Below are 3,416 nucleotides of genomic sequence, written 5' to 3'. Positions count from 1 at the left end.
AAGGCCACCGGCCGGAAGAACACACGCACCAAACTGATCGCGCGTATGGGCGTCGATCCCGACAATAACTGGGCGGCAAGCTATGAGGTGTTACCCGGCAAGGAGAAGGTCGTTGCCGACCTGAAGAAGCTGGCGCACAACGCGGACGCCGTGTATCTGGCAACCGATCGTGACCGCGAGGGCGAGGCAATCGCCTGGCATCTGAAACAACTCATCGGCGGGACACAAGAACGCTTTCGTCGGGTGGTCTTTAACGAAATTACCAAAAGCGCCATTCAAGACGCGTTTGAGCACCCTGGCGAAATTGACGAAAACCGGGTTAACGCACAACAGGCGCGGCGCTTTCTCGACCGTGTCGTCGGCTTTGAGCTGTCGCCCCTGCTGTGGGCCAAGGTGGCGCGTGGCCTGTCGGCCGGTCGGGTGCAATCGGTCGCGGTGCGGCTCATTGTGGAACGCGAGCGGGAGATTCGCGCCTTTGTACCCGAGGAGTACTGGGAGGTCTTTGCCGAGTTGGCGAAAGGCGCCGACGAGTCGGGGTATCGCTTCCAGGTCATCAAGGAGAACGGCGCGGACTTTCGTCCGGGGACGAGCGAACAGGCCGAAGCCGCGGCCGCCCGCCTCGCCGCCCAGGATTTTTCCATCATCAGCCGTGAGGACAAACCGACCCAGGCCCGTCCCAGCGCACCATTCATCACGTCCACGCTTCAGCAGTCGGCGGCTACCCGGCTGAGCTTTGGCGTGCGGAAGACCATGCGGCTGGCGCAGCAATTGTATGAGGCTGGTCATATTACGTATATGCGGACCGACTCGACCAACCTCTCGCGCGAATCCGTGACCAAGGCGCGAGCCTATATTCAGCGCGAGTATGGGCCGCGCTACCTGCCGGACAAGCCGAACGCCTACGCCAGCAAGGCATCCGCCCAAGAGGCGCATGAGGCGATTCGGCCAACCGACCTGACAGTCGAACCGACTGACCTCGGTAATCAGGACGCGGATGCCCGACGGCTCTACGACCTCATCCGCCGCCAGTTCATTGCCTGTCAGATGACACGCGCCGAATACCTCAGCACCACCATCCTCGCTGAGGCCGGACCGTTCGAGTTGCGTATCCGTGGCCGCATTCTCAAGTTTGACGGCTTCACCAAGGTATTACCGCCTGCTTCGCGCAAGGAAGATGAGGTGGAGCTGCCCGACTTCGGCCAGGGTGACGCGCTGGTCTGCCTCGACACCGACACCGTGCAACATTTTACCAAGCCACCCGCCCGCTATGGCGAAGCGAGTCTGGTGCGTGAGCTTGAGAAACGCGGTATCGGCCGGCCGTCCACCTATGCGGCTATCATCTCCACTATCCAGGAACGTGGCTATGTCAGTCTCAACAAGCGGCGCTTTCAGGCGGAGAAGATCGGTGAACTGGTGACCGACCGGCTGGTAGAGAACTTCAGCCACTTGCTCAATTATTCGTTTACCGCAGACATGGAGCAGGAACTCGACCAGATCGCTCTGGGAGAGCGGGAGTGGCGCAGCGTGCTGGACGCCTTTTACGCGGACTTTTCTCAGCGGCTCCAAACCGCTGGGGCCACGGAGGGCATGCGACCGAACCAGCCCATCACCACGGCGGTCCGCTGCGATACCTGCGAACGCCCGATGCAGGTGCGCACGGCAAGTACCGGGATGTTTCTGGGGTGTTCGGGATACGCGCTGCCTCCGGCTGAGCGTTGTACGCGCACCATGAATCTCGTACCCGGAGAGGAAGCGGTTGACACCGATGTGGACGACGAGGGCGAAAGCCGGCGACTGCGGGCCAAGCGGCGCTGCCCCTCCTGTGACTCTGCCATGGATTCCTATCTGATCGACGAAACGCGCAAGCTGCATCTGTGCGGTAACGGTCCGGACTGCGATGGGAACCAGATAGAGTCCGGCGAGTTTCGTCTCAAAGGTTATGACGGGCCGGTCTTGGAGTGTGAGAAATGCGACGCTGAAATGCGACTGCAAAGCGGTCGGTTCGGCAAGTACTTCCGGTGCGCCAATAGCACGTGTGGCAACACGCGCAAGCTGCTGCGCAACGGTCAGCCCGCTCCGTCGCGGGCCGACCCTGTACCCATGCCCGAACTCAAGTGTCGGACCGTGGACGATTACTATGTGCTGCGCGATGGCGCGGCCGGCATCTTCCTGGCTGCCAGCCAGTTTCCCCGGAACCGCGAGACGCGGGCTCCCCTGGTTGCCGAGTTGAAGCCCCACGCCGACGAGTTAGACTCCAAGTTTCACTTTCTGTTAAGTGCGCCCGAGGCAGACCCGCAGGGGAACCCAGCCGTGATCAGATTTTCGCGTAAGAGTCGCGAACAGTACGTGGCATCCGAGGTGAACGGCAAGGCTACCGGCTGGAGCGCACACTACCGGAATGGCGGCTGGGAAGTGCGGGAGCGCACGCGGACGAAACGCCCGCGCGCAACCAGGGCCCCGACGCCCGATACTTTATCCCAGGTCGCGTGACCGGGGAGTCTGACGAGCGATATGCAGAAAAGAGGAAACGTGTCCTCCAATAAACATGAGATGCTGGACACGTTTCCTCTTTCGGTCACGGTCATTGGCGGGGGGTTGGCCGGCAGTGAGGCGGCCTGGCAACTCGCCCACCAGGGCGTCACTGTCCGTCTGTACGAAATGCGTCCGGTTCGTCCCACCGACGCCCACCATACGGACAAACTGGCCGAACTGGTCTGTTCCAATTCCTTTCGCAGTGCTGCCCTGGTGGCGGCGGTCGGTCTGCTGAAAGAAGAAATGCGCGGTCTGGGGTCATTAGTGATGGCTGCGGCCGACGCGGCACGGGTTCCGGCCGGGCAGGCCCTGGCGGTCGACCGCCACGTCTTTGCCCAGTACATCACCGACGCGTTGGCAGCCCATCCGCTGGTTGAAGTGAGGCGGGAAGAAGTGCAGGCCATTCCGTCCGGGCCGACGGTCATTGCCAGCGGCCCGTTGACCTCACCGGCCCTGTCCGAACACCTCCGGGCATTGTTCGGTCGCGAGTATCTGTATTTCTACGATGCCATCTCTCCTGTTGTGACCGCTGACTCAATAGATACGCGAGTGGCGTTTCGAGCCTCGCGCTACGATCACGGCGGCGATGATTATCTCAACTGTCCTCTCTCGCAAGCGGAATATTATCAGCTCGTTGACGACATTCTGGCCGCCGAGAAGGTACCGGAAAAGGCGTTCGAGCAGTGTCGCTACTTCGAGGGTTGTCTACCGATCGAGGAGATGGCCCGGCGCGGCAAAGATACCCTGGCCTACGGCCCAATGAAGCCGGTCGGCCTGACCGATCCGCGTGGCGGCACCCGTCCTCACGCGGTTGTCCAACTGCGGCAGGACGACCGGGCCGGAACCCTGTGCGGGCTGGTCGGGTTTCAGACCAAGATGTCGTA

General features: G+C 61.8%; 2 protein-coding genes. Both read left to right on the top strand.

What is annotated here, in order from left to right; translation table 11 throughout:
* Window positions 1-2,490: type I DNA topoisomerase (topA, locus tag OXG98_11720; GenBank protein MCY3772670.1), on the top strand; the 2,490-nt coding region annotated here is incomplete at its 5' end.
* A 60-nt stretch (window positions 2,491-2,550) separates the two neighbouring features.
* On the top strand, window positions 2,551-3,416 hold an 866-nt coding region (trmFO, locus tag OXG98_11715; GenBank protein ID MCY3772669.1), incomplete at its 3' end, for a methylenetetrahydrofolate--tRNA-(uracil(54)-C(5))-methyltransferase (FADH(2)-oxidizing) TrmFO.

This window comes from Gemmatimonadota bacterium (assembly GCA_026706345.1).
Classification (GTDB): Bacteria; JAAXHH01; JAAXHH01; order JAAXHH01; family JAAXHH01; genus JAAXHH01.
Note: the sequence above shows the minus strand (reverse complement) of the source record. Positions and strands in the feature narration are given on the sequence as shown.